20 protein-coding genes are annotated in these 18,797 nt (G+C 71.9%); all 20 read left to right on the top strand.

The features are described 5' to 3' along the window. Nucleotide 1 precedes the first annotated feature (1 nt). Nucleotides 2–703, top strand: coding sequence for a riboflavin synthase (locus tag SALPAC3_RS0104910; protein ID WP_018220153.1), 702 nt, complete (start codon nucleotides 2–4; stop codon nucleotides 701–703). Continuing rightward, nucleotides 703–1,401 (top strand): nicotinamide riboside transporter PnuC, encoded by a 699-nt coding sequence (gene pnuC, locus SALPAC3_RS0104905; RefSeq protein ID WP_018220152.1) that lies wholly within the window; start codon nucleotides 703–705, stop codon nucleotides 1,399–1,401. The genes SALPAC3_RS0104910 and pnuC overlap by 1 nt, the downstream gene beginning before the upstream one ends. Then, nucleotides 1,398–2,660: a bifunctional 3,4-dihydroxy-2-butanone-4-phosphate synthase/GTP cyclohydrolase II gene (locus tag SALPAC3_RS0104900; protein WP_026185240.1), complete on the top strand. Its 1,263-nt coding sequence runs from the start codon at nucleotides 1,398–1,400 to the stop codon at nucleotides 2,658–2,660. Before pnuC ends, SALPAC3_RS0104900 begins: the two co-directional genes overlap by 4 nt. Nucleotides 2,661–2,662: 2 nt before the next feature. Then, nucleotides 2,663–3,160: a 6,7-dimethyl-8-ribityllumazine synthase gene (gene ribH, locus SALPAC3_RS0104895; RefSeq protein WP_018220150.1), complete on the top strand. Its 498-nt coding sequence runs from the start codon at nucleotides 2,663–2,665 to the stop codon at nucleotides 3,158–3,160. A gap of 71 nt (nucleotides 3,161–3,231) precedes the next feature. Then, nucleotides 3,232–3,495 carry a phosphoribosyl-ATP diphosphatase gene (locus SALPAC3_RS0104890; RefSeq protein ID WP_018215006.1) on the top strand — a complete coding sequence of 88 codons (264 nt, stop codon included), beginning with the start codon at nucleotides 3,232–3,234 and terminating at the stop codon, nucleotides 3,493–3,495. Nucleotides 3,496–3,542: 47 nt separating this feature from the next. Continuing rightward, nucleotides 3,543–4,388, top strand: coding sequence for an ATP phosphoribosyltransferase (hisG, locus tag SALPAC3_RS0104885; protein ID WP_026185239.1), 846 nt, complete (start codon nucleotides 3,543–3,545; stop codon nucleotides 4,386–4,388). A gap of 144 nt (nucleotides 4,389–4,532) precedes the next feature. Next, entirely contained in the window at nucleotides 4,533–5,012 is a 480-nt protein-coding gene (locus tag SALPAC3_RS0104880) for a PH domain-containing protein (RefSeq protein ID WP_018220148.1), read from the top strand. Between the two features lie 338 nt (nucleotides 5,013–5,350). Continuing rightward, on the top strand, nucleotides 5,351–5,965 hold the full coding sequence (gene infC, locus SALPAC3_RS0104875; protein WP_018220147.1) for a translation initiation factor IF-3: 615 nt from the start codon (nucleotides 5,351–5,353) through the stop codon (nucleotides 5,963–5,965). Between the two features lie 20 nt (nucleotides 5,966–5,985). Beyond that, nucleotides 5,986–6,180 (top strand): 50S ribosomal protein L35, encoded by a 195-nt coding sequence (gene rpmI / locus SALPAC3_RS0104870; protein ID WP_011905775.1) that lies wholly within the window; start codon nucleotides 5,986–5,988, stop codon nucleotides 6,178–6,180. Nucleotides 6,181–6,213: 33 nt separating this feature from the next. Continuing rightward, nucleotides 6,214–6,606 (top strand): 50S ribosomal protein L20, encoded by a 393-nt coding sequence (gene rplT, locus SALPAC3_RS0104865; RefSeq protein ID WP_018220146.1) that lies wholly within the window; start codon nucleotides 6,214–6,216, stop codon nucleotides 6,604–6,606. Between the two features lie 29 nt (nucleotides 6,607–6,635). Further along, a complete protein-coding gene (locus tag SALPAC3_RS0104860) occupies nucleotides 6,636–7,634 on the top strand; it encodes a TrmH family RNA methyltransferase (RefSeq protein ID WP_026185238.1) in 999 nt (332 codons plus the stop codon). Nucleotides 7,635–7,800: 166 nt separating this feature from the next. Further along, nucleotides 7,801–8,868, top strand: a complete 1,068-nt coding sequence (pheS, locus tag SALPAC3_RS0104855; RefSeq protein ID WP_018220144.1) for a phenylalanine--tRNA ligase subunit alpha — start codon at nucleotides 7,801–7,803, stop codon at nucleotides 8,866–8,868. A gap of 36 nt (nucleotides 8,869–8,904) precedes the next feature. Further along, nucleotides 8,905–11,490 carry a phenylalanine--tRNA ligase subunit beta gene (gene pheT / locus SALPAC3_RS0104850; RefSeq protein WP_018220143.1) on the top strand — a complete coding sequence of 862 codons (2,586 nt, stop codon included), beginning with the start codon at nucleotides 8,905–8,907 and terminating at the stop codon, nucleotides 11,488–11,490. Nucleotides 11,491–11,675: 185 nt separating this feature from the next. Then, a complete protein-coding gene (gene argC / locus SALPAC3_RS0104845; protein ID WP_018220142.1) occupies nucleotides 11,676–12,677 on the top strand; it encodes an N-acetyl-gamma-glutamyl-phosphate reductase in 1,002 nt (333 codons plus the stop codon). Beyond that, nucleotides 12,674–13,846 (top strand): bifunctional glutamate N-acetyltransferase/amino-acid acetyltransferase ArgJ, encoded by a 1,173-nt coding sequence (gene argJ / locus SALPAC3_RS0104840; protein ID WP_018220141.1) that lies wholly within the window; start codon nucleotides 12,674–12,676, stop codon nucleotides 13,844–13,846. Before argC ends, argJ begins: the two co-directional genes overlap by 4 nt. Before the next feature lie 58 nt (nucleotides 13,847–13,904). After that, nucleotides 13,905–14,792 (top strand): acetylglutamate kinase, encoded by an 888-nt coding sequence (gene argB / locus SALPAC3_RS0104835; RefSeq protein ID WP_018220140.1) that lies wholly within the window; start codon nucleotides 13,905–13,907, stop codon nucleotides 14,790–14,792. Beyond that, complete coding sequence (locus SALPAC3_RS0104830) at nucleotides 14,789–16,108, top strand: acetylornithine transaminase (protein ID WP_026185237.1); 1,320 nt, start codon at nucleotides 14,789–14,791, stop codon at nucleotides 16,106–16,108. Before argB ends, SALPAC3_RS0104830 begins: the two co-directional genes overlap by 4 nt. Beyond that, nucleotides 16,105–17,070: an ornithine carbamoyltransferase gene (argF, locus tag SALPAC3_RS0104825; RefSeq protein WP_018220138.1), complete on the top strand. Its 966-nt coding sequence runs from the start codon at nucleotides 16,105–16,107 to the stop codon at nucleotides 17,068–17,070. Before SALPAC3_RS0104830 ends, argF begins: the two co-directional genes overlap by 4 nt. Then, the gene (locus SALPAC3_RS0104820) at nucleotides 17,067–17,582 is read left to right on the top strand and encodes an arginine repressor (protein WP_018215018.1); all 516 of its coding nucleotides are present in this window, start codon (nucleotides 17,067–17,069) and stop codon (nucleotides 17,580–17,582) included. Before argF ends, SALPAC3_RS0104820 begins: the two co-directional genes overlap by 4 nt. Beyond that, complete coding sequence (locus SALPAC3_RS0104815; RefSeq protein ID WP_018220137.1) at nucleotides 17,579–18,787, top strand: argininosuccinate synthase; 1,209 nt, start codon at nucleotides 17,579–17,581, stop codon at nucleotides 18,785–18,787. Before SALPAC3_RS0104820 ends, SALPAC3_RS0104815 begins: the two co-directional genes overlap by 4 nt. Nucleotides 18,788–18,797 lie beyond the last annotated feature (10 nt).

The raw sequence follows: 18,797 nt of genomic DNA, 5'->3' as shown, positions 1-18,797 counted from the left end.
CATGTTCACCGGCATCGTCGAGGAACTCGGTGAGGTCATCCGCATCGCGGAGAGCGCGGAGGATTCCGCGGTGGTCACCATCAACGGCCCGTTGGTCGTCGCCGACGCCCGGCCCGGTGACTCCATCGCGGTCAACGGAGTCTGTCTGACCGTGGTGGAACTCGCCGGCGGTACCTTCACCGCCGATGTGATGGGCGAGACCTTGCGGCGCTCCGCACTCGGGATGCTGCGCGTCGGTGACCGGGTGAACCTGGAGCGGGCCGCCGTCCTCGGCAGCCGCCTCGGCGGCCACCTGGTTCAGGGGCATGTCAACGGTGTTGGCGAGCTGCTGGCCCGGGAACCGGCCGCGCGGTGGGAGACGGTCCGCTTCCGCCTCCCCACTGACCTGGCTCGCTATGTGGTGACGAAGGGGTCGATCACCGTTGACGGGGTGTCCCTGACCGTGGCGGGTGTCGGACCCGACTGGTTCGAGGTGGGCCTGATCCCCACCACCCTGCGGCTGACGACGCTGGGCTCTCGGAGCGTCGGCGACGCGGTCAACCTCGAGGTTGACGTCCTGGCCAAATATGTCGAGCGGTTGCTCGGCGGGGGCCAGTTGGCCGGGCCGGCCGACCAGTCCGCCGCTGACGACCAATCCGCCGCTGACGACCAATCCGTCGCTGTTGACCGGCCCGGTGCCGCGCCAGTGGGCGGGGCGGCGTGATGGGGCCGCTCGGCTGGCTGCTGGAAGCGCAGGTGAGTCTCGCCGGCTCACCGGTGCTGGTCCGCGAGATCGTCGGCAACGTCTTCGGCCTGGCCGCCGCGATGTTCGGCCTGCGCCGGGTGGTGTGGGCCTGGCCGGTCGGCATGATCGGTAACGCGCTGCTGTTCACCGTCTTCCTCGGCGGAGCGTTCGCCACCCCACAGGCACACGACCTCTACGGCCAGGCCGGCCGGCAGGTCTTCTTCTTCGGGCTCGGCCTCTACGGCTGGTGGCGCTGGTCACGGAATCGCCGCCGGGGCGACGCCGGTTCCGCCGCCGCGGTGGAGCCCCGCTGGGCCACCGGACGGGAGCGGCTCGGACTGCTGGTGGCTGCCGTCGTCGGGACCGCCGTCAGCTACCCGGTCCTCGCCGCCCTGGGCTCGTGGGGGCCGCTGCCGGATGCCTGGATCCTGACCGGCAGCCTGCTCGCCACGTACGGCATGGCCCGTGGATATGTGGACTTCTGGCTGATCTGGATCGCCGTCGACGTGGTCGGACTGCCACTGTTGCTGCGCGGCGGGTTCTATCCCTCGGCGGCCATGTACCTCGTCTACGGCGCGTTCTGCGTCTGGGGACTCGCCGCCTGGTGGCGGACGTCGCGTGCTGCTCGTACCGACCTCGTGCCGATTCCATCGAGCTATGCGGAGGCTGCGGCGTGACCACTTTTGCCAGGATCGAACGAGCGATGGCGGAGATCAACGCCGGTCGGCCCGTCGTCGTGGTCGACGACGCCAACCGGGAGAACGAGGGCGATCTGATCTTCGCGGCCGAGCTGGCCACGCCCGAGCTGGTCGCCTTCATGGTCCGCTACACCTCCGGCTACATCTGTGTGGCGTTGACCGAGGGTGAGTGTGACCGGCTGGACCTGCCGCCGATGCACCACACCAATCAGGACCGGCGCGGCACCGCCTACACGGTGACCGTGGATGCCCGGGAGGGCGTGAGTACCGGCATCTCCGCCGCCGACCGGGCGCACACGATCCGGCTGCTCGCCGACCCCGGCACCAGGCCGGAGGATCTGGCCCGGCCCGGTCACGTGGTTCCGCTGCGGGCCCGCGAGGGGGGTGTGCTGCGCCGGCCCGGTCACACCGAGGCCGCGACCGACCTCACCCGGTTGGCCGGGCTACGCCCCGTGGGCGTCCTCTGCGAGCTGGTCAACGACGACGGCACCATGATGCGGGGCCCGGACCTGGAGCGGTTCTGCGCCGAGCACTCGCTGCTCCTGGTCACCATCGCGGACCTGATCGCGTATCGCCGGCGGACGGAGAAGCAGGTCGAGCTGGTCGCCGAGGCGCGGCTCCCCACCCGGCACGGGGTCTTCCGGGCGCTGGGGTACTGCGGCGACTACGACTCGGCCGAGCACGTCGCCCTGGTGCTGGGTGATCTCGGCGACGGTCGGGACGTGCTGGTACGGGTGCACTCCGAGTGCCTCACCGGTGACGTCTTCGGCTCGTTGCGCTGCGACTGTGGCCCGCAACTGGACGCTGCCCTGGAACGGGTCGCCCAGGAAGGCCGCGGAGTCGTGCTCTACCTCCGCGGCCATGAGGGGCGCGGCATCGGGCTGTTGCACAAACTCCAGGCGTACCAGTTGCAGGACCTGGGCCGGGACACCGTTGACGCGAATTTGGAGCTCGGCCTGCCGGCGGACGCGCGGGACTACGGCACCGGCGCGCAGATCCTCTACGACCTGGGGGTGCGGTCGATGCGGCTGTTGACCAACAATCCGGCCAAGCGGGCCGGCCTGGAGGGGTACGGCCTGACCGTCACCGGCCGCCTGGACCTGCCGGTTCGCCCGCACCCCGAGAACGTGGACTACCTGCGAACCAAGCGGGACCGGATGGGACATCTGCTGGAGTTCGACGAGGTTGTTGAGGCGCCGACGGGTCGTACCGTCGTCGGTGATGGGATTGGAGCATAGGGATGGCGGGCTTCGGGGAACCGGGCATCGATGCTGTTGCTGCGGCGGGTTTGACCGTCGGGGTGGTCGCCGCCCGGTGGCACAGCGAGCTCACCGATCACATGCTCGACCGGGCGGTCGCCGCCGCCGAAGCGTGTGGCGCCGGTGCCACGGCGGCCCGGGTGGCCGGCTCGGTAGAGCTACCCGTGGTGGCGCAGGCGCTCGCCCGGCGCTGCGACGCGGTGGTGGCGCTCGGGGTGGTGGTCCGGGGGGCCACCGCTCACTTCGACTACGTCTGTCGGTCGGTTACCGATGGGCTTACCCGGATCGCCCTGGATGAGGGGAAGCCGGTGGGGCACGGTGTGCTGACCGTGGAGACGATCGAGCAGGCTCGGGACCGGGCTGGCCTGCCCGGCTCGGCGGAGGACAAGGGATGGGCGACGACCATCGCGGTCCTCGACGCGGCGCTCGCGGTTCGGGGCCTGGCTGGCGTCACCCCGCGGGTGGGCTTCGGCGCCTGAGGTTTCGGCATCGTGGGACACTCCGATCCCGGTGGAGCCGCGGTTGCCGGCGGGTTGCAAGAATTGAGCCTGTGAAGACGTTCGAGGAGTTGTTTGCCGAGCTGCAGGCCAAGGCCGCGGCCGGCACCCCCGGATCGGGGACCGTCGCGGCCCTGGACAAGGGGGTGCACTTCGTCGGCAAGAAGGTCGTCGAGGAGGCGGCCGAGTCCTGGATGGCAGCCGAGCACGAGGGGCCCGAGCGGACCGCCGAGGAGATCTCCCAGCTGCTCTACCAGGTGCAGGTGTTGATGCTCGCCACTGGCCTCGACCTTGAGGACGTCTACCGACATCTGTGATGTCTCCCGTGCCGACCCTTCCGCTTTCCGACAAGGAGCATTCCGTCATGCTGCGAGTCGCGGTACCCAACAAGGGGACCTTGGCCGAGAAGGCCGCTCAGATGCTGCGCGAGGCGGGCTACCGCCAGCGAACCGACCCGAAGGACCTGGTCTGCCGGGACGATTCGAACGACATTGAGTTCTTCTATCTGCGTCCGAAGGACATCGCTACCTACGTCGGCTCCGGGGACCTGGATGTCGGCATCACCGGCCGGGACCTCCTGGTCGACTCCGGCGCGCCCGCCACCGAGGTGGTCGACCTGGCCTTCGGCCAGGCCACCTTCCGGTTCGCCGCTCGGCCCGAGGACATCGCCTCGGCGCAGGACCTGGACGGGCGTCGGGTCGCTACCGCATACCCCGGCCTGGTGGAGCGGCACCTCGCCGAGCTGGGCGTCAAGGCCGACGTGATCCGCCTGGACGGCGCGGTGGAGAACGCCATCCGGCTGGGCCTCGCCGACGTGGTCGCCGATGTGGTGGAGACCGGTGCCACGCTGCGTCAGGCCGGCCTGGTGGTCTTCGGTGAGCCGCTACTGCGCTCGTCCGCCGTCCTGGTTTGCCGCTCTGCCGCGCCGCCCCACCCGCAGTGTGAGCTGCTGCTCCGCCGTCTGCAGAGCGTGCTCGTCGCCCGGCGTTACGTGATGCTGACGTACGACGTCCCGGCCGACCTGTTGGCTCGGGCCAGTTCGTTGACTCCGGGCATCGAGTCGCCAACCGTCTCCCGGCTGCACCGGGAGGGCTGGGTGGCGGTGCAGGCGATGGTGCTCCGTGACGATGTGCACCGGGTCATGGACGAGTTGTACCAGGTCGGTGCCCGCGCGATCCTGGTCACGAACATCCAGGCCTGCCGTCTCTGAGCCGGGCCGGGGATACGGAGCCGGGCCGGGAGCACGGAGCCGGGACTTCCGTCCCCGGCCGGGCCGTCGCCTCGGCCCGCGCCTCGCCGTGCCCGGCTGCGTGCCGGGCGCGGGCCGCCCGGGCGGGGGTGGCAGACTGGTGCGGTGAGCGAAACCGAAGCGTTCCGGATCCGGCCCCGGCGCATCCGGGTGGTCTGCTGGGCCTCGGCGATTGCCCTGGTGTTGCTGTTCACGGTGTTGGCGACGTCGCTGCACGGGGCGACCGGCAGTGGCTATGGCTCGTTTCAGCGAGGCGACCAACTCGGCATGGTCGGCCTCGGCGTGCTCGGCGCGCTTGCCTTCCTGCTCTTCACCCGGCCGCGGGTGGAGGCCGACGCGCAGCGGGTCCGGGTGCAGAACGTGATCGGCTCGTACGAGCTGCCCTGGGAGCTTGTTCGTGGTGTCCGGTTCGACCGCGGGGCGCCCTGGGCCAGCCTTGAGCTGCACGATGACGACCTGGTGCCGATGCTTGCTCTTCAGGCTGCCGACAAGGAGTTGGCCGTGGACGCGGTCCGCCGGCTGCGCCGGCTGCATCAGGCCCGGCTGGCTGGGGGCGCAGCCGCCACTGACCCCGCCGGCCACTGACCCCGCCGGACCGTGGCGCGGGGTTGATGCCCGGTTTGGGGTGGACCAGGCGCGGGGTGTAGGCTATGGGAAACGACCAGGCCAGCTGCCTTCGCGGCTGGCTTCGAAAGCGGAGCGCCTGCTCCCACCTGAGTCGCCGCGCGGCGGCCGGGTCCGGTCTCCGATTCTGAGCACGCCTCGGTGTCGGATGCGCGACTATATGGTCGTGCCGACCGGTCGAGCGGGCCCCGGCAGCTGTCGGGGCCTTCTGCTTTCCGTGTCGGTTCCCACCCGGGAGCCGCCGGGTCGGCAATGCAGAAGACTCGACTCGAGGAGGCCCCATCAGCGTCGAACCACGCGTGAACGAGCAGATCCGGGCACGTGAGGTCCGACTGGTCGGTCCCGAGGGTGAGCAGGTGGGCATCGTCCCGCTGGAGCGCGCCCTTCAGCTGGCCGCGGACGTCGACCTGGACCTGGTCGAGGTTGCGCCAATGGCGCGCCCGCCGGTGTGCAAGCTCATGGACTTCGGCAAGTTCAAGTATGAGAGCGCACTGAAGGCGCGCGAAGCGCGGCGTAATCAGCAGCAGACCGTCATCAAGGAAATGAAGCTTCGGCCGAAGATCGATCCGCATGACTACGAGACCAAGAAGGGTCACGTGGTGCGGTTCCTCAAGGCCGGCGACAAGGTCAAGGTGACGATCATGTTCCGGGGTCGCGAGCAGAGCCGCCCGGAGCTGGGCTACCGGCTCCTGCGTCGGCTCGAGTCCGAGATCTCGGAGCTGGGGTACGTCGAGGCCGCGCCGAAGCAGGACGGCCGAAACATGATCATGGTGCTCGCACCGCACCGCGCCACCAAGGCTGCCGCCACCGCGGCCCGCGGTGGCACGCTGCCGCGGGGCGAGCGGGAGTCCGGTGCCGCCGCGGCAGCACCGCCGGCCGAGGCGGCCGGACCCGCCGGAACCGCCGGCGAGTAGCAGGGGAGAAGACGTTCCACATGCCGAAGATGAAAAGCCACACCGGGATGGGCAAGCGCGTCCGGGTGACCGGCAAAGGCAAGATCGTGAAGCAGCAGGCCGGCCTGCGCCACAACCTGGAGAAGAAGTCCTCCACCCGTACCCGCCGGCTGACCGGGCTGGTCGAGGTGGCCAAGCCGGATGTCAAGCGCATCAAGAAGCTGCTCGGCCGCTGACGCGCGCCACCCTGAACCAACGAAGGAGCTGAGATGGCACGCGTCAAGCGGGCTGTGAACGCCCAGAAGAAGCGCCGTACCCTGCTGGCGACCGCGAGTGGCTACCGCGGTCAGCGCTCCCGGCTGTACCGCAAGGCCAAGGAGCAGATGCTGCACTCGATGCAGTACTCCTACCGGGACCGTCGTGACCGCAAGGGCGACTTCCGGCAGCTGTGGATCCAGCGGATCAACGCGGGTGCCCGCGCCAACGGGCTCACCTACAACCGACTGATCCAGGGCCTCAGGCTGGCCGGCATCGAGGTCGACCGGAAGATCCTGGCCGACCTGGCCGTCAACGACGCCGCCGCCTTCGCGGCGATCGTCGAGAAGGCCCGTGCGGCCGTCGCGGAGCAGGGCACCGGCGGCGCCGGCGCCCAGGCCGCCTGATCCACCCACGGCAGCGCGAGGCGTCTCCCATGCAGTCACCATCGCACGGGAGGCGCCTCGACGCCGTCTCCGGACCACTCACCCCCCGCACCCCACGGATCGTGGCGGCCCGTCGGCTGCACCGCCGCCGGGACCGCGAGGCCACCGGTCGGTTCCTGGCCGAGGGGCCACAGGCGGTCCGCGAGGCCCTGGCTCGGTCGGGCACGGTCCTGGAACTCTTCGGTACGCCGGCCGCCCTGGACCGGTACCGGGACCTGGCCGCCCAGGCCGCCGCTGCTGACCTACCCGTCTCCGAGGTGACCGACGCGGCACTCGCCGGGCTCGCCGAGACGGTCGCTCCCCAGGGCCTGATCGCCGTCTGTCAACATCTCGACCTACCGCTGGCCACCGCTCTCGCGCGCGCGCCGCGGCTGGTCACCGTCCTCGCCGACATCCGCGATCCGGGCAACGCCGGCACGGTCCTGCGTACCGCCGATGCGGCCGGAGCCCAGACGGTGGTCTTCGCCGGTACGGCTGTCGACCCCTACAACGGCAAGGTGGTGCGAGCGTCGGCCGGCAGCCTGTTCCACGTGGACGTGGTGCGGGCGCCCGATCCGCTGCAGGTGATCGCCGACCTGCGGGCCGCCGGGCTCGCCGTGTTGGCCACCACCGGGTACGGCGCGGACGACCTGGACGACCTGGTTGATGCCGGCCGGTTGGCCGCCCCCACCGCCTGGGTCTTCGGCTCCGAGGCGCACGGCTTGCCCGCCGGGTTGACCGCGGCCGCCGCGGCCCGGGTCCGGGTACCACTGCATGGGCGGGCGGAGAGCCTTAACCTGGCTGCCGCGGCGGCGGTGTGCCTGTACGCTTCAGCGAGAGCACAGCGCCGGCCGTCGTCCCCGCGCCCGGTCGAGGCCACAACCGCGGTTGCGGCCACACCCGCGGTCGAGGAGGTAGCAGCGGTCGAGGAAGTAGCCGCTGTTGAGGAAGTAGCCGCTGTTGAGGCCGGCACCGCGATCGAGACAGCGAAGGAGAGCGGCCGCCCGTGAACGCGCAACGGCGTTCGTTTAGCCAGCCCGCCGGTGCCGGCGGGCGGCGGGCCTGACCCGCTCTCCGCGCGACTCCCACCGGCGGGCTGCGGCACAGCCGCGCGTCCGTAGACTCGCTTCGCCGCCTGACAAGGCTGGCGCCGCCGTGAGGGAGTGCCTGTACGCCATGTCCTATCGCAACGACCCGTACGACCCGAAGCAGGTCGCCCTGCTCGACCCGGCCGCACTGGCCGAGGCCGTCGCCACCGCCGAGGTGGCCTTCGCCGCCGCCGCCAATCCGGATGAGCTGACCGCGCTGCGCCCGGCCCACCTCGGGGACCGGGCCCCGGCGTCGCTGGCCCGACGTGAGATCGGCGCGTTGCCGCCGGCCGCCAAGGCCGACGCCGGCAAGCGGGTCAACGAGGCCCGCCGGTCGATCGAGAGCGCCTACGCCGCGCGCGCGCAGGTACTGGAGCGGGAGCAGGCCGAGCGGATGCTGGTCGAGGAGCGGGTGGATGTCACCCTGCCGTCCGACCGGCGTCCGGCCGGGGCCCGCCACCCGGTCAGTACGTTGATGGAGCAGATCACCGACTTCTTCGTCGGAATGGGCTATGAGGTGGCCGAGGGCCCCGAGGTCGAGTTGGAGTGGACCAACTTCGACGCGCTCAACATCCTGCCGGACCACCCGGCGCGGGGGTTGATGGACACCTTCCACGTCGCGCCGGAGCACTCCGGCATGGTGCTGCGGACCCACACCTCGCCGGTGCAGGCGCGGACGATGCTGACCCGCACGCCGCCGATCTACGTGATCTGCCCGGGCCGGGTCTACCGGACCGACGAGTTGGACGCCACCCACGCGCCGGTCTTCCACCAGGTCGAGGGCCTGGTGGTGGACCGTGGCATCACGATGGCGCACCTGCGCGGCACGCTGGACCACTTCGCCCGAGCGATGTTCGGGCCCCAGGCGCGAACCCGCTTCCGGCCGCACTATTTCCCGTTCACCGAGCCGTCGGCGGAGTTCGACGTGTGGTTCCCGGAGCACCGCAGGGGTGCGCAGTGGGTTGAGTGGGGTGGCTGCGGCATGGTGAATCCGCGGGTGTTGCGGGCCTGCGGCATCGACCCGGAGGTCTACTCCGGATTCGCCTTCGGCATGGGCATCGACCGTACGGTCATGTTCCGGCACGGCGTCAGCGACATGCGGGACCTGGTGGAGGGGGACGTCCGGTTCGCCCGGGCGTTCGGGTACGGCGCGTAGGCGCGGGCACGAGTTACGGAGACGGTGATCTGAGTCATGCGAGTTTCTGTCAGTTGGCTGCGTGAGTACGTTGACCTGCCGGCGCACCTGACCCCGGCCGACCTTGAGCAGTCCCTGGTCGGCCTCGGTATCGAGGTGGAGTCCGTCGTGGACCTGGCCGGTACGGTCACCGGGCCGCTGGTCGTCGGCGAGGTGCGGGAGATTGAGGAGCTGACCGGTTTCAAGAAGCCGATTCGCTTCTGTCGGGTGGACGTGGGGGACGCCAACGGCACCGGCGAGTTGCAGGAGATCGTCTGCGGGGCGCGTAACTTCGCGGTCGGCGACCGGGTGGTGGTGATCCTCCCCGGTGGGGTGCTGCCCGGTGACTTCGCCATCGGGGCGCGCCGGACGTATGGGCGCAACTCCAAGGGCATGATCTGCTCGGTGAAGGAGCTGGGCCTGGGCGACGACCACGCCGGCATCATCGTGCTGCCCGACTCCAGCCCCGCCAAGCCGGGTGACGACGCCCGCCCCGTGGTGGGCCTCGACGATGTGGTGGTCGAGGTGGAGCTGACCCCGGACCGGGGTTACCAGATGTCGGTGCGGGGGATCGCCCGGGAGTTGTCGCACGCCTTCGGGGTGCCGTTTCGGGACCCGGGTATCGCGTCCGCCCCGGCCGGCACCGAAGCCCCCGCGTACCCGGTGGAGGTGCGGGATCCGGTCGGCTGTGACCGGTTCGCGGCGCGGATGGTCCGCGGTGTCAACCCGGCCGCGCCGTCGCCGGCCTGGATGGTCCAGCGGCTCACCACCGCCGGTATCCGCAGCCTCTCGCTGCCGGTCGACATCACCAACTACGTGATGCTCGAGCTGGGCCAGCCGATGCACGCCTTCGACGCCGACCGGATCACCGGCCCGCTGGTGGTCCGCCGGGCGGTGGCGGGGGAGCAGCTGACCACCCTGGACGGGGTGGCGCGCACGCTGGTCGCCGAGGACATGGTGATCTCTGATGCCGGGTTGCCGAATCCGATCCCGGCTGCTGGCGCCGACGCCGGTGTCCCGATCTCGCTCGCCGCCGTGATGGGTGGGGAGAGCAGCGAGGTGGTCGCGGAGACCGGCAATGTGTTGTTTGAGGCTGCCCACTGGGATCCGGTGATGGTGGGGCGCACGGCCCGCCGGCACCGGCTGTTCAGCGCGGCGGCCAAGCGGTGGGAGCGGGGCGTTGACCCGGCCCTGCCGTTGGTCGCCGTCGACCGGGCGGTGCGGCTGCTGGTGGAGCACGGCGGCGGCGCGGCCGGTGCGGAGATCCTCGATATCGATCAGGTGTCGGCGCCGACCCCGGTGGTCCTGCCGGCGGATCTGCCATCTCGACGGGTCGGGGTGACTTATTCGCCGGAGCGGGTGGCTGCCCTGCTCACCGAGGTTGGCTGCACGGTCGTTGGCGGCCCGGATCGGCTCGCCGCGGATCCGGGTGCGGTGGGCGTCGCCGCTGGTGGCGCGGTGTCGTTCCTGGTTACCCCGCCGACCTGGCGACCCGACCTGACCGACCCGGCCGACCTGGTCGAGGAGGTGGTTCGCCTCGACGGCTACGACCGGGTGCCGGCGGTGCTGCCGGCGGCCCCCGTCGGTCGGGGCCTGACCTGGCAGCAGCGGCGTCGGCGGGCGGTGGCCAGGATGCTCGCCGACCAGGGGTACGTGGAGGTGCTCTCCGCGCCGTTTGTGGCAGTCGAGCTGGCTGACCAGCTGGGCCTGCCGGCCGATGATGCCCGGCGGCGGGCGGTGCGGCTGGCCAACCCGCTGTCGGAGGAGGAGCCGGCACTGCGGACGACGCTGCTCGGCCCGCTGCTCGGGGTGCTCCGACGGAACCTGGGCCGAGGCCAGCGGGACCTCGCGCTGTACGAGATCGGCACGGTCTTCCACCCGCGCGCGGAGGCCGGCTCTCCGCCGGCGATGGGGGTGGACCACCGGCCGTCGGACGCGGAGTTCGCCGCCGCCGACGCGGTGTTGCCGGAGCAGCCTCGGCACGTCGCCGTGGTGCTCGCCGGTGAGGTCGAGCCGGGTGGCTGGTGGGGCGAGGGGCGCCCGGCTGGCTGGGCGGACGCGGTCGAGGCGGCTCGGTCGGTGCTCGCCGCCGCCGGCATTCCCGCCGACCGGGTGGCCGTACGGGCGGTGGAGCACGCCCCCTGGCACCCGGGGCGCTGTGCGCAGCTGGTGGTGGATGGCGTGGCTGTCGGGTACGCGGGAGAGCTGCATCCGGCGGTGATCTCCGGGCTGGAGTTGCCGCGCCGTACCGCCGCGATGGAGTTGGACCTGGACGCGGTTCCGGCGGCCCCGGTGCGGCAGGCCCCGGTGCTCTCGTCTTTCCCGCCCGCCCTGATCGACGTGGCGCTGGTGGTCGATGTCGACGTGCCGGTGGCCGAGGTGCAGGGGGCGCTGGTGGCGGGGGCCGGTGCGCTGTTGGAGTCGGTTCGGCTCTTCGACGTGTACGTCGGTGAGCAGCTCGGCGCGGGTCGTCGGTCGTTGGCGTACAAGCTGACCTTCCGGGCGCCGGACCGGACGCTGACGGTGGAGGAGGCGGTCGCGGCGCGGGACGCGGCGGTTGCCTGTGTCGCGGAGCGCTTCGGCGCTACTCTCCGCGGCGTGTGAGGGCAGACCTCGCCTCTTCCCGCCGTTTGGGGTTTTCCGTCGAAGGGCCCGCGTCGCGACACGCGACGCGGGCCCTTCCGTGGGTGGCAGCTGGTGATCCAGAACACGGTCTCATCACCATGCATTGCTTTGTATGATCATGCGGTCACTGCTAACCTTTCCTGCATTGTCATACGGAGGTAGGTATGGGGATCCGAGTTGCGGTCGCTGGGGCGAGCGGCTACGCCGGGGGTGAACTGCTGCGCCTGATCGCCGGGCACCCGGAGTTCGACCTGGTCGCCGCCACCGCGCACAGCCAGGCCGGACACCGGCTGGACACCGTGCACCCGCAGCTGACCGGGCTGGATCTGGTGCTGGCCAAGACCGACCCGGCGGCCCTGGCCGATGCCGACCTGGTCTTCCTGGCGCTGCCGCACGGCGAGTCGGCAGCGCTGGCCGCGCAGCTGCCGCCGGAGGCGCGCGTGGTTGACCTCGGTGCCGATCACCGGCTGGCCGACCCGTACGCCTGGGCCAACTACTACGGCGGCACCCACGCCGGGCAGTGGACCTACGGTCTGCCCGAGCTACCGGGTCAGCGCGAGCGGATCGCCGCCGCGACCCGGGTGGCCAACCCCGGCTGTTACGCCAACGCCATCATCCTGGCGCTCGCCCCGCTGATCGCCGCCGGCGCGGTCCAGCCCGCCGACGTGGTGGTGGTGGCCGCCTCCGGGACCGCGGGCGCCGGCCGCGCCACCAAGGCGCACCTGCTGGCCAGCGAGGTCATGGGGGATCTGTCGCCGTACCGGGTCGGTGCGCACCAGCACGTTCCGGAGATCAAGCAGGCGACCGGGGCGACCAGCCTGTCGTTCACCCCGGTGCTGGCACCGATGCCACGGGGGATCCTCGCGACCGTCACCGCCGTGCCCGTACGCGAGGTCGACCCGCAGGCGGTGCTCGCCGAGGCGTACGCGGGCGCGCCCTTCGTGCACGTGCTGCCCGAGGGGCGGTGGCCACACACCGCCGCGACCCTCGGCTCCAACTCCTGCCACCTGCAGGCGACCGTCGACGTCGACGCCGGACGGATGATCGTGGTCAGCGGCCTGGACAACCTCGGTCGGGGCGCGGCCGGCCAGGCGGTGCAGAACGCCAACATCATGCTCGGCCTGCCGGAGGCCACCGGCCTGTCCGTCTGGGGGGTTACCCCGTGAGCGTCACCACTCCCCGTGGATTCCGGGCGGCCGGGGTGCCCGCCGGGCTCAAGGAGGGCGGGACGGCCGATGTCGCCCTGGTCGTCAACGACGGCCCGCACGCCGGGGCAGCCGGTGTCTTCACCGCCAACCGGGTGAAGGCCGCGCCGGTGCTCTGGACCCAGCAGGTCGTCCAGGGCGGTCTGGTGCGCGCCGCGATCCTCAACTCGGGTGGCGCCAACGCCTGCACCGGCCCCGGTGGTTTCCAGGACACCCACGCCACCGCGGAGCACACCGCGGCGGTACTGACCGCCGTCGCCCCCGGGTTGGACCTCGGCGCGGGCGAGGTGGCCGTCTGCTCCACCGGCCTGATCGGCGAGCGGCTGCCCATGGACCGGCTCCTGCCCGGGGTGGGTACGGCGGTCGAGGCGTTGAGTCAGGACGGCGGACCGGCCGCCGCCGAGGCCATCATGACCACCGACTCCCGGCCGAAGAACGCGGTCGGGCACGGCGCGGGCTTTACCGTCGGTGGGATGGCCAAGGGCGCGGGCATGCTCGCACCGGCGATGGCCACGATGCTCAGCGTGCTCACCACCGACGCGGTCGCCGACCCGGAGACCCTGGATGCGGCATTGCGGGCCGCCTGCCGGCTCACCTTCGACCGGGTCGACTCGGACGGGTGCATGTCCACCAACGACACGGTGCTGCTGCTGGCCAGCGGCGCGAGCGGCGTCGCGCCCACCGAGGCCGAGCTGACCGCCGTGGTCACCGCCGTCGCCCACGACCTCGCGCAGCAGCTCGTCGCCGACGCCGAGGGCGCCACCAAGCAGATCACGATCGATGTGGTCGGCGCGGCGAGCGAGGATGACGCGGTCGAGGTGGGCCGGAGCGTGGCCCGGAACAACCTGGTCAAGACCGCGCTGTTCGGCAACGACCCGAACTGGGGGCGCATCCTCGCCGCCGTCGGCACCACCGCGGCGGCGTTCGAGCCGGAGCGGGTCGATGTGGCCGTGAACGGGGTGTGGGTGTGCCGGGGCGGTGCCGCCGCCGAGGACCGGTCCAAGGTCGACCTCGGGGGTATGGACGTGACGATCTGCATCGACCTGGGGGCGGGCGCCGCCGCGGCGACGATCTGGACCAACGACCTGTCCCACGGGTACGTGCACGAGAACTCGGCGTACTCGTCGTGAGCACGAGGATCGCCGCGCGGCGCGGCACCGCGACCGGAGACGGAAGGCAGGTTCGGGCATGAGCGTCACCGCGGATCTCACCGGCGCCCAGGCCAAGGCCGCCACCCTGATCGAGGCGTTGCCGTGGCTGGCCCGCTTCGCGGGCTCGACCGTCGTGGTCAAGTACGGCGGCAACGCCATGGCCGATCCGGAGCTGCGGCGGGCGTTCGCCGCGGACATGGTCTTTCTCCGCCACGCCGGCCTGAAGCCGGTCGTGGTGCACGGCGGCGGGCCGCAGATCTCGGCGATGCTGGACCGCCTCGGCATCGAGAGTGAGTTCCGGGGCGGGCTGCGGGTCACCACGCCAGAGGTGATGGACGTGGTCCGGATGGTGCTCCTGGGTCAGGTCGGCCGGGAACTGGTCGGGCTGATCAACGCGCACGGTCCGTTCGCGGTGGGGCTCTCCGGCGAGGACGCGGGTCTGTTCACCGCGGTCCGACGCCCGGCGTACGTCAATGGGCTGCCGGTCGACGTCGGCCAGGTCGGCGATGTGGAGTCGGCGGACATCTCGGCGGTGACCGACCTGCTCGAGGCCGGTCGGATCCCGGTGCTCTCGACGGTGGCCCCGGATGCGGACGGCGTGCCGCACAACCTCAACGCGGACACCGCCGCGGCGGCGTTGGCGATCGCGCTGCGGGCGCGCAAGCTGGTCGTCCTGACCGATGTGCCGGGCCTGTACGCCAACTGGCCGGACCGGTCCAGCCTGGTCGGTGAGGTCACCGCGAACGAGCTGGCGAAGCTGCTGCCGTCCCTGGAGTCGGGGATGGTTCCCAAGATGGAGGCGTGCCTGCGGGCGGTGCGCGGGGGCGTGCCCGCCGCGCACGTGGTGGACGGGCGGGTCGCGCACTCGACCCTGCTGGAGATCTTTACCTCGGAAGGCTTCGGAACCATGGTGATTCCCGGATGAGCCCGCTTCGTGACCGCTGGCAAGATTCCATGATGGACAGCTACGGTACGCCGCCGCTCGCGCTGGTCGGCGGCGCAGGCGCCGTGGTGGTCGACGACACCGGCCGGGAGTACGTGGACCTGCTCGGCGGCATCGCCGTCAACACCCTCGGCCACGCCCACCCGGCGGTGGTCTCCGCCGTCTCCAAGCAGGTCGCCACGCTGGGGCACGTGTCGAACCTGTACGCCGCCGAGCCGCCGGTGGCCCTGGCCGAGCTGCTGCTCGCCCTCGCCGGCCGCCCGGGACGGGTCTTCTTCGCCAACTCGGGCGCCGAGGCGAACGAGGCGGCGTTCAAGATCTCCCGGCTCACCGGGCGGACCGAGGTCGTCGCGACCCGGGGCGGCTTCCACGGCCGCACGATGGGGGCGCTGGCGCTCACCGGCCAGCCGGCCAAGGCCGACCCGTTCCGTCCGCTGCCCACCACCGTCACCCACGTCGATTACGGCGACAGCGCCGCGCTGGCGGCGGCCGTCACGGATGCGACCGCGATGGTGATCCTGGAGCCGATCCAGGGAGAGAACGGCATCGTCGTACCGCCGGCCGGCTACCTCGCCGAGGCCCGGCGGATCACCGCCGAGCACGGCGCCCTGCTGGTGCTCGACGAGGTGCAGACCGGGATCGGCCGCACCGGGCACTGGTTCGCCCACCAGGCCGAGGGCATCGAACCGGACGTGGTGACGCTCGCCAAGGGGCTCGGCGGCGGCCTGCCGCTCGGCGCGTGCATCGCCTTCGGCCCCACGGCCGACCTGCTGCGCCCCGGCTCCCACGGCACCACCTTCGGGGGGAACCCGATCAGCTGCGCCGCCGGGTTGGCGGTGCTGTCCACGATCGCCGGCACCGGGCTACTCGACCACGTCGAGCGGGTCGGGGATCAGCTCCGCCGGGGCGTCCAGGCGCTCAACCATCCCCTGGTCGCCGAGGTACGGGGCGCCGGCCTGCTGCTCGGGATCGTGCTGACCGCGCCGGTCGCGGCGGTCGCCGTCGAGGCGCTGCGGGAGGCGGGCTTCCTGGCCAACGCGGTGCAGCCGGGTGTCATCCGGCTCGCCCCACCGCTGATTCTCACCGCCGACCAGGCCGATGCCTTCCTGGCCGCCCTGCCGGCGGCCCTCGACGCTGCCAGCTCGACCCCGGCCGGCCTCGACGCGACCCGCGCCGCCGCCGACTCGACCCCGGCCGCCGGGGGTCGGTCAACGGGACCGGGCAACCCCAGCCCGCCGGCCCAACCGGCCAGAATTCCGACCCCGACCACCCCAAGCACGACGGAGGCCAGGACATGATCCGGCACTTCCTGCGGGACGACGACCTCACTCCCGCCGAACAGGCGACGGTGCTCGACCTGGCCGCCGGCATGAAGGCGGACCGCTTCGGGTATCGCCCCCTGGCCGGCCCGCGAGCGGTGGCGGTGCTCTTCGACAAGCCGAGCCTGCGGACCCGGATGTCCTTCGACGTCGGCATCGCCGAGCTGGGCGGACATCCGCTGGTGGTGGACAGCCAGGTGACCCACCTCGGCCGGGGCGAGACCCTCGCCGACGCCGGACGGGTGCTCTCCCGCTACGTGGCGGCGATCGTGCTGCGGACCCACGGGGACGAGCGGATCGCCGAGATCGCCGCGCACGCGACCGTGCCGGTGGTCAACGCCCTCACCGACACGTACCACCCGTGCCAGCTCCTGGCCGACCTGCTCACCATCCGCGAGCACCTCGGCGGCACCGCCGGGCGGACGCTGACGTACCTGGGCGACACGGCGAACAACATGTGCCACTCGTACCTGCTGTCCGGCGCCGCCGCCGGCATGCACGTCCGGATCGCCGGGCCCGCCGGGTTCAGTCCGGACCCGGCCGTGCTGGCCCGGGCGGAGAAGATCGCCGCCGGCACCGGCGGGTCGGTGCGTACCGGCACCGACCCGGTGGCGGCGGTCCGCGACGCCGACGCCGTCGCCACCGACGCCTGGACCTCGATGGGGCAGGAGTCCGACGGGCTGGACCGGGTCACCCCGTTCCGCCCGTACCAGATCAACACGGCGCTGCTCGCACACGCCGCGCCGCACGCGATCGTGCTGCACTGCCTGCCCGCGCACCGCGGCGAGGAGATCACCGACGAGGTGCTCGACGGCCCGCAGAGCGCCGTCTTCGACCAGGCGGAGAACCGGCTGCACGCCCAGAAGGCGCTGCTGACGTTCCTCCTCGGGACCACCCCGGACGCGCCGGTGTCGGGCGGCACCACCGGGCAGCGCGCATGAGCGCCCCGCTGACCCGCGCCGCCCGGCACGCCCGCATCGTCGAACTGATCCGGGACAAGGCGATCCACTCGCAGACCGAGCTGGGCGACCTGCTGGCGGGGGAGGGTATCCAGGCCACCCAGGCGACCCTCTCCCGGGACCTCAAGGAACTCGGCGCGGTCACCGTGCGCGGTGGCGACGGCCGCGGGGTCTACCTGATCCCGGAGGACGGTCAGCGTCCGTTGCGGGAGGCCGAGACCGCGCCGGCGCGTCTGGTGCGCCTGCTGCGCGAGCTGCTCAACGGGGTGGACGCCAGCGGCAACATCGCCGTGCTCCGTACCCCACCGGGTGCGGCCCAGTACCTGGCCAGCGCGTTGGACCGCGCCGGCCTGCCCGAGGTCGTCGGCACGATCGCCGGCGACGACACCATCCTCGTCGTGGCCCGCGCGGCCGACGGCGGAGCCGCGCTCGGCGACCAACTCGCCGGCTGGGCCCGCCGCGAAGACAACGTTGAAAGGAGCATCACATCATGACTGAGCGGGTCGTTCTGGCGTACTCCGGAGGGTTGGACACCTCCGTCGCGATCCCGTACCTGGCCGAGCAGACCGGCGCCGAAGTGATCGCCGTGGCGGTCGACGTCGGGCAGGGCGGTGAGGACCTGGAGGCGATCCGGCAGCGGGCGCTCGACTGCGGGGCCGTGGAATCCGAGCTGGTCGACGCGCGCGACGAGTTCGCCGCCGAGTACTGCCTGCCCGCCGTCCGGGCCAACGCCCTCTACATGGACCGGTACCCGCTGGTCTCCGCCCTGTCCCGGCCGCTGATCGTCAAGCACCTGGTGGCCGCCGCCCGCAAGCACGGCGGCACCATCGTGTCGCACGGCTGCACCGGCAAGGGCAACGACCAGGTTCGCTTCGAGGTCGGCCTGGGGGCGCTCGCCCCGGATCTGCGGATCGTCGCGCCGGCTCGGGACTACGCCTGGACCCGGGACAAGGCGATCGCGTTCGCCGAGGAGAAGGGGCTGCCGATCGACGTGACGGCGAAGTCGCCCTACTCGATCGACCAGAACCTGTGGGGCCGGGCCGTCGAGACCGGCTTCCTGGAGGACATCTGGAACCCGCCGATCGAGGACCTGTACTCCTACACCGCCGACCCGACCCAGCCGCGGGACGCGGACGAGGTCGTCATCACCTTCGACGCCGGCAACCCGGTCGCGATCGACGGGGAGACGGTCACCCCGTACCAGGCGATCGTGGAGCTGAACCGGCGTGCCGGCGCGCAGGGCATCGGCCGGCTGGACATGGTCGAGGACCGGCTCGTCGGGATCAAGAGCCGCGAGGTGTACGAGGCGCCGGGTGCGATCGCGCTGATCACCGCACACCAGGAGTTGGAGGCGGTCACCGTCGAGCGCGACCTGGCCCGGTTCAAGCGGAGCGTGGACCAGCGCTGGGGCGAGCTGGTCTATGACGGCCTGTGGTTCTCCCCGCTGAAGGACGCGCTGGACGCCTTCGTCGATGACTCGCAGCAGCACGTCACCGGCGAGGTACGGCTCACCCTGCACGGTGGCCGGGTGACCGCCACCGGCCGGCGGTCCGAGGCCAGCCTGTACGACTTCGGCATGGCCACCTACGACACCGGTGACACCTTCGACCAGTCCCTGGCCAAGGGGTTTGTGCAGCTGTGGGGCCTGCCCAGCAAGATGTCGGCGGAGCGGGACGCCCGGCTGGGTGGGGCGCGGTGAGCGCTGCCAC

It is taken from the genome of Salinispora pacifica DSM 45544 (genome assembly GCF_000378845.1).
In the GTDB taxonomy this organism is placed as follows: Bacteria; Actinomycetota; Actinomycetes; order Mycobacteriales; family Micromonosporaceae; genus Micromonospora; species Micromonospora pacifica.
This window is presented reverse-complemented; position numbering and strand designations above follow the sequence as displayed.

Excerpts from the sequence above, each read along its gene's own strand:
- SALPAC3_RS0104910 (WP_018220153.1), top strand. The coding sequence starts at position 2 with ATGTTCACCGGCATCGTCGAGGAACTCGGTGAGGTCATCCGCATCGCG.
- pnuC (WP_018220152.1), top strand. The coding sequence starts at position 703 with ATGGGGCCGCTCGGCTGGCTGCTGGAAGCGCAGGTGAGTCTCGCCGGC.
- ribH (WP_018220150.1), top strand. The coding sequence starts at position 2,663 with ATGGCGGGCTTCGGGGAACCGGGCATCGATGCTGTTGCTGCGGCGGGT.
- hisG (WP_026185239.1), top strand. The coding sequence starts at position 3,543 with ATGCTGCGAGTCGCGGTACCCAACAAGGGGACCTTGGCCGAGAAGGCC.
- rpmI (WP_011905775.1), top strand. The coding sequence starts at position 5,986 with ATGCCGAAGATGAAAAGCCACACCGGGATGGGCAAGCGCGTCCGGGTG.
- rplT (WP_018220146.1), top strand. The coding sequence starts at position 6,214 with ATGGCACGCGTCAAGCGGGCTGTGAACGCCCAGAAGAAGCGCCGTACC.
- SALPAC3_RS0104860 (WP_026185238.1), top strand. The coding sequence starts at position 6,636 with ATGCAGTCACCATCGCACGGGAGGCGCCTCGACGCCGTCTCCGGACCA.
- pheS (WP_018220144.1), top strand. The coding sequence starts at position 7,801 with ATGTCCTATCGCAACGACCCGTACGACCCGAAGCAGGTCGCCCTGCTC.
- pheT (WP_018220143.1), top strand. The coding sequence starts at position 8,905 with ATGCGAGTTTCTGTCAGTTGGCTGCGTGAGTACGTTGACCTGCCGGCG.
- argC (WP_018220142.1), top strand. The coding sequence starts at position 11,676 with ATGGGGATCCGAGTTGCGGTCGCTGGGGCGAGCGGCTACGCCGGGGGT.
- argB (WP_018220140.1), top strand. The coding sequence starts at position 13,905 with ATGAGCGTCACCGCGGATCTCACCGGCGCCCAGGCCAAGGCCGCCACC.
- SALPAC3_RS0104830 (WP_026185237.1), top strand. The coding sequence starts at position 14,789 with ATGAGCCCGCTTCGTGACCGCTGGCAAGATTCCATGATGGACAGCTAC.
- argF (WP_018220138.1), top strand. The coding sequence starts at position 16,105 with ATGATCCGGCACTTCCTGCGGGACGACGACCTCACTCCCGCCGAACAG.
- SALPAC3_RS0104820 (WP_018215018.1), top strand. The coding sequence starts at position 17,067 with ATGAGCGCCCCGCTGACCCGCGCCGCCCGGCACGCCCGCATCGTCGAA.
- SALPAC3_RS0104815 (WP_018220137.1), top strand. The coding sequence starts at position 17,579 with ATGACTGAGCGGGTCGTTCTGGCGTACTCCGGAGGGTTGGACACCTCC.